The following is a 5,826-nucleotide window of genomic DNA, read 5'->3' on the forward strand; positions in this document are numbered from 1 at the left end:
GATCGAGTCCACCGGCCGGCGCTGGCGGCGGCCCTGACCGGCGCGGCCGCGGCGCCCGTGACCGAGGGTCTCATCGGGAGGTGGTCCGGGGAGGACACCGACCTGTCCGAGGTGATCCGCGGCCTCGACCGGCTGCGGCAGGAGGCGGGCCGTACCGCCAGCCGGGCCGCCGTGGTCAACCTGGGGGTCGTGGCCGCGGTCGACGCCGCCGCCGAGCGGGTCGTGGCGTCGGTGGCCGGCCTCGGGGCCCACCACCCCGGCCGGATCGTGGTGCTCGTGCCGTGCACCACCCCGGACGGGGCCGGCGCCGAGCCGGAGCTGGACGGCCGGGTGGAGCTCCGGGAGAGCGACGCGACCGGGCGCCACCTCTGGTGGGAGGTGGTGGTCCTTCGGGCCTGGGGGCCGGTGTGCGGGCACCTGGAGTCGCTGATGCAGCCGCTCCTTCTGCACGACCTGCCGGTGGCCCTGTGGCTGGCGGGCGGGACCAGCGGCGTCTCGCCGGCCGTGGTGGGGACGGCCGGCTACGTGATCGTCAGCGGGGAGCGGGCCGCCGCCACCGGGCGGGCCGACGTGGCTGCCGACCTGGCCCGCCTGTCGGCGCGCCGTCCGGTGGTCGACCTGGCCTGGCTGGCCATCGAGCCCGCCCGCCGGGCCCTGGCGCGCCTGTTCGACCCCCCCGAGCGCCGGGCCGGCCTGGCCGGGGCCGAGGTGGCGGTGACGGGGCCGGCCTGGTCCTCCCGGCTGCTGGCGGGGTGGCTGGTCGAGCGGGCAGGCATCGACCCGGGCCGGGTCAGGTTGGAGCCCGACCCCGACGGGGGCGGTCGCCTGCATGCCGAGATCGACCTCGGGGCCGAGTCCGCCGTTCTGGAAGCCGGCTCGGTCTGGCCCGCCGGCGCCTCGGCGGCGGCGTCGGGCCCCGGGGCCGCCCGGGCGCGCCTGGGTCCGGCCACCGTGGTCGAGACCCACGGGGGCTCCGACACCCCGCACCTGCTGGCGGCGGCGCTGACCCGTCCCGGCCGGGATCCCCGCTACGAGGCCGCTCTGGCCGTGGCCGGGGAGATGTTCTGACATTCTCTGGCGGGTGAACGGTGAGCTGACCGTGACGCCGGACGTGCCGGGAGCCTTCGTGGCCCACGTCCTGGACTGCTACGAGAACCGGCCGCGGGAGCAGTTCGCCATTGCCCTGTCCGGCGGGGAGACGGCGCGTGCCTGCTACGAGCGGCTGGCGGCCGAGGGCGCCGAGACCATCGACTGGTGGAAGGTCGACGTCTACTGGGGCGACGAGCGCTGCGTGCCCCCCGACAGCCCCGACGCCAACCAGCTGCTCGGGCGCCAGGCCCTGCTCGAGCGGGTGGGGGCGGCCAACACCATCCGGCCCATGCGCTGCGAGGACGGGCCCGAGCCCTACCAGCTGATCGTGGGTGAGCTCGGCTTCTTCGACGTCGTGCACCTCGGGATGGGGCCCGACGGCCACACCGCCTCGCTGTTCCCGGACTCGCCCGCCCTGGCCGCCGACCCCGGCCAGCTGGTGGCGCTCAACGAGGACCCCCACGGGCGCAATCCGCACCGGCGGATGACGCTCACCCTGGCCGGCATCGCCCGCTCCCGGATGGTCGTGTTCACCGTGGCCGGGCAGTCCAAGGCCGAGGCCATGCGGGCGGTGCACGGCGGGGCCGACCTTCCCGCGGCCCGGGTCACATCGGAGCGGGTCGTGTGGCTGGTCGATCCGGCCGCCTCACCCCTCTGACGGTCTTAAGGTGGGTGCCGTGACGGATCTCGTGTCGGCCCGCCTCGACCGGCTGATGGAAGACGCCGCGGCCCGGCGCGACCGGCTGTTCGGCGCCCGCATCACCTTCTCCCCGAAGGTCTTCATCCCCCTGACCCAGCTGTGCCGGGACCGGTGCGGGTACTGCACGTTCGCCCAGCCGCCGGCGCGCATGGCCGCGCCCTACATGCCGCTCGACGAGGTGCTGGAGGTGGCGCGGGCCGGGGCGGCGGCGGGCTGTCACGAGGCGCTGTTCACCCTCGGGGAGCGGCCCGAGCTGCGCTACGAGCCCGCCCGGCGGTGGCTCGACGAGCACGGGTACGCGTCCACCGTCGACTATCTGGTGGCGGCGTGCCGGGCGGTCCTCGAGGAGACCGGCCTCCTCCCCCATGCCAACGCCGGCGCCCTCTACCGGGACGAGCTGGCGGCGCTGCGGCCGGTGAGCGCGTCGCAGGGGATGATGGTCGAGAGCCTCGACGCCGGTCTGGCCTGCCACCGCGGCAGCCCGGACAAGGACCCCGAGCGACGCCTGGCCACTCTCGAGGAGGCGGGGCGGCTGGCCATCCCGTTCACCACCGGGATCCTGGTCGGCATCGGGGAGGATCGGGCCGCCCGCTTGGAGGCACTGGAAGCGATCACCGCCGCCCACCGCCGGCACGGCCACGTGCAGGAGGTGATCGTCCAGAACTTCCTGCCCAAGCCGGGAACGGCCATGCACACCGCTCCGCCCTGCCCGCCCGAGGAGTACCTCTGGACCGTGGCGGTGGCCCGCCTGGTGCTGCCCGACGACGTCCACCTGCAGGCCCCCCCGAACCTCACCGACGACTTCGGCGTGCTGCTCGACGCCGGCATCGACGACTGGGGCGGGGTGTCCCCGGTCACGATCGACCACGTGAACCCGGAGCGGGCCTGGCCCGCCCTCGACCGCCTCCGCCAGGTGACCGAGGCGCGCGGCTACTCGCTGGCCCCCCGGCTCACCGTGCACCCGGAGTGGGCCGGGAGCCCCGAGCGCTGGCTCGACCCGGCCCTGCGCCGGCCCGTCCTCGACCGGGCCGATGCCGAGTGGCTGGGGCGGGACCACGTCTGGGCCTCGGGTGGGGACGACCCCCCGCCCGCCCTGGCCGGGACGGCGGGGCCGGTTCCCGGCGCCGGGAGCGACGTGCGGCGCCGGCCCGGTCTCACGCCCGTCGGTGAGGTGCTGGCCGGCGTGCTGGCCGGTCAGGAGGTCGGTGAGGACCAGATCGTCACCCTGTTCTCGGCGCGCGGCCCCGAGGTGGTCGAGGTGGCCGGGGTGGCCGACGACCTGCGCCGGGAGACGGTCGGTGACGTGGTCACGTGGGTGGCCAACCGCAACATCAACTACACCAACGTGTGCACCTTCAAGTGCCGCTTCTGCGCCTTCTCCAAGGGCCCGTTGTCGCTGAACCTCCGGGGCCAGCCCTATCTGCTGACCCTCGACGAGATCACCGGCCGGGTGGCCGAGGCGGTGGAGGCCGGCGCCACCGAGGTCTGCCTGCAGGGTGGGATCCATCCCGACTTCGACGGCGAGTACTACCTCGAGGTGCTCCACGCCGTGCGCCGGGCCTCGGTCGACATCCACGTGCACGGCTTCACCGCCCTGGAGGTCACCGAGGGCGCCCGCCGCCTCGGTGAGCCGCTGGACCGCTACCTGCGCCGGCTGATGGACGCCGGCCTGCGCACCCTGCCGGGGACGGCGGCCGAGATCCTCGACGACGAGGTGCGGGCGGTGCTCTGCCCCGACAAGGTCAACACCGAGGAATGGCTGCACGCCCACCGCACCGCCCACTCGGTCGGCCTCCGGTCGAACATCACGATCATGTTCGGGGCCATCGAGCAGCCCCGGAGCTGGGCCCGCCACCTGGTGCGCACCCGCGACCTCCAGAAGGAGACCGGCGGCTTCACCGAGTTCGTTCCGCTCCCGTACGTGCACATGGCCGCCCCGCTGTACCTGCAGGGCCGCAGCCGCCGGGGCCCGACCTTCCGCGAGGCGCTGCTCATGCACGCCGTGGGCCGCATCGCCTACCGGGGCTGGGTCGACAACGTGCAGGCCAGCTGGGTCAAGCTCGGGCTGGCCGGGGCCGGCCAGGCCCTCCGGGCGGGGGCCAACGACCTCGGGGGCACGCTGATGGACGAGAACATCTCCCGGGCCGCCGGGGCCTCCCACGGCCAGCGGATGGACGAGGACGGCTTCAGCCGGTTGGTCGGCGATCTGGGTCGTCCCCTCGAGCAGCGCACGACGCTGTACGGCCGCCTGTCCCCCGCTTGAGCGCCGCCGCCCGGTCGATCACCGGGGACGCCGATCTCGACGGCCTGGTGCGCCAGCTCCTCGACCGCGTCGGTGCCGACGCCAACCGGGACCAGCTCGAGGAGATCATGGCCACCGCGGTGCGCCTGGCCACCGGTCCCGCCGACCGCCTCGACCTCAAGATCGCCAACGCCGGCCTGCGGGAGATGGCGGACGCCTACGAGGTGTTCGCCCCCTATCGCGACGTGCCGAAGGTGACGGTGTTCGGCTCGGCGCGCACCCTGCCCGACGCGCCTCTGTACGAGCAGGCCCGGGCCGCGGCGCGCGCCCTGGCCGAGGCGGGCTGGATGGTCGTCACCGGCGCCGGGCCGGGCATCATGGCCGCCGCCCAGGAGGGCGCCGGACCGGGTCGGTCCTTCGGCGTGAACATCCGCCTGCCGTTCGAGCAGGGCGCCAACGCCTTCATCGCGTCCGACCCGAAGCTGGTCGAGATGAAGTACTTCTTCACCCGCAAGCTGATGCTGATGAAGGAGTCCTCGGGCTTCATCGTGCTGCCCGGCGGGTTCGGGACCCTCGACGAGGCCTTCGAGCTGCTGACCCTCCTGCACACCGGCAAGTCGGTCCCGGCGCCGATCGTCATGCTCGACATGCCCGACGACTCCTACTGGGGGCGCTGGGACGAGTTCCTCGAGGGCGAGGTTGCCGTCCGCGGCCTGATCTCCCCCGACGACCGCCACCTGTTCACCGTCACCGACGATGCCCGGCGGGCGGCCGAGGAGATCCTCGGCTTCTACCGCAACTACGACTCGGTGCGCTGGGTCGGGGACCGTCTGGTGCTCCGGGTGCGGCGGGCTCCGGGGCGGGAGGAGCTGGCCGAGCTGCGCGGCCGCTTCTCCGATCTGTGCGTGTCCGGGACCCTCGACGTGACCGGGCCGTTCCCGGTCGAGACGCGCGACGGGGACAAGCTGGATCTCAAGCGGGTGGCGCTGCGGTTCAACCACCGCAGCTACGGGGAGCTGCGCCGGCTGATCGACGCCCTCAACCAGCTGCCGGTGCCCGGCGCCTGAGGGCCGAGGCTCCCGACCTAGGCGTCGTCGTGGTCGTCGCGGTCGGACAGGATGGCGACGGCCCGCTCGACGGACCGACGGGCGCGGGTGATGCGGCGCTCGGCGGCGGCGGCGTCCGCCATGGCGCCGTCCTGGCCGTGGTCCCGCGCCGCCGACGCCGCCTCGCGCAGGCGGTCGAGGGCCAGGTCGGCCAGCTCCTCGGCCAGCTGCTCCAGGCGGGAGCGGATCTCGTCGAGGTCGGCCATCAGCGCCGGCCGCCCCCGAGGGCCTCGTCGATCACCTCGACGGGGTGGCGCACCTCGAGTCCGGCCGCGGCCAGGTGCATGGCGCAGCCCGGGTTGGCGCTGACCACCACCTCGGCCCCGGTGGCGGCGATGGCCGCCAGCTTGCGGTCCCGGATCCGCGCCGCCATGTCGGGATGCCACGCCGCGTAGGAGCCGCCGGCACCGCAGCACAGCCCGTCGTCGTCCAGCTCCGCCAGCTCAACGGTGAAGGGGGCCAGCACCTGGCGCACCTCCTGGTGCGCCCGCTGCACGTGGCGCAGGTGGCACGGGTCCTGGACGGCGATGCGGCGCCGCACCGGCGTGCCCGGTGGCAGGGTCCGGCCCGCCAGCCACTCGTGCACGTCGCGCACGCGTGACGCGAACACCCGTCCCGGCTCACCGAGCAGGCGGCCGTAGTCCTTCATGAACGCCCCGCAGCCGGCCGAGTCCACCACCACCTCGTGC

General features: G+C 74.7%; 6 protein-coding genes. 4 read left to right on the forward strand and 2 right to left on the reverse strand.

What is annotated here, in order from left to right:
• The 4 genes from VFW24_15520 to VFW24_15535 form a co-directional block, all read left to right on the forward strand.
• Positions 1-1,068: glucose-6-phosphate dehydrogenase assembly protein OpcA (locus VFW24_15520; protein HEX5268175.1), on the forward strand; the 1,068-nt coding region annotated here is incomplete at its 5' end.
• 13 nt (positions 1,069-1,081) lie between these two features.
• Positions 1,082-1,747 carry a 6-phosphogluconolactonase gene (gene pgl, locus VFW24_15525; GenBank protein HEX5268176.1) on the forward strand — a complete coding sequence of 222 codons (666 nt, stop codon included), beginning with the start codon at positions 1,082-1,084 and terminating at the stop codon, positions 1,745-1,747.
• A gap of 19 nt (positions 1,748-1,766) precedes the next feature.
• Positions 1,767-4,052, forward strand: coding sequence for a 5-amino-6-(D-ribitylamino)uracil--L-tyrosine 4-hydroxyphenyl transferase CofH (cofH, locus tag VFW24_15530; protein HEX5268177.1), 2,286 nt, complete (start codon positions 1,767-1,769; stop codon positions 4,050-4,052).
• Positions 4,049-5,098 carry a TIGR00730 family Rossman fold protein gene (locus VFW24_15535; GenBank protein HEX5268178.1) on the forward strand — a complete coding sequence of 350 codons (1,050 nt, stop codon included), beginning with the start codon at positions 4,049-4,051 and terminating at the stop codon, positions 5,096-5,098. Before cofH ends, VFW24_15535 begins: the two co-directional genes overlap by 4 nt.
• 17 nt (positions 5,099-5,115) lie before the next feature.
• Here the strand turns inward: VFW24_15535 and VFW24_15540 are convergent, their stop codons facing one another.
• A complete protein-coding gene (locus tag VFW24_15540) occupies positions 5,116-5,343 on the reverse strand; it encodes a hypothetical protein (protein HEX5268179.1) in 228 nt (75 codons plus the stop codon).
• On the reverse strand, positions 5,343-5,826 hold a 484-nt coding region (locus tag VFW24_15545), incomplete at its 5' end, for a heterodisulfide reductase-related iron-sulfur binding cluster (GenBank protein ID HEX5268180.1). The genes VFW24_15540 and VFW24_15545, both read right to left, overlap by 1 nt.

This window comes from Acidimicrobiales bacterium (genome assembly GCA_036273495.1).
In the GTDB taxonomy this organism is placed as follows: Bacteria; Actinomycetota; Acidimicrobiia; order Acidimicrobiales; family JAJPHE01; genus DASSEU01.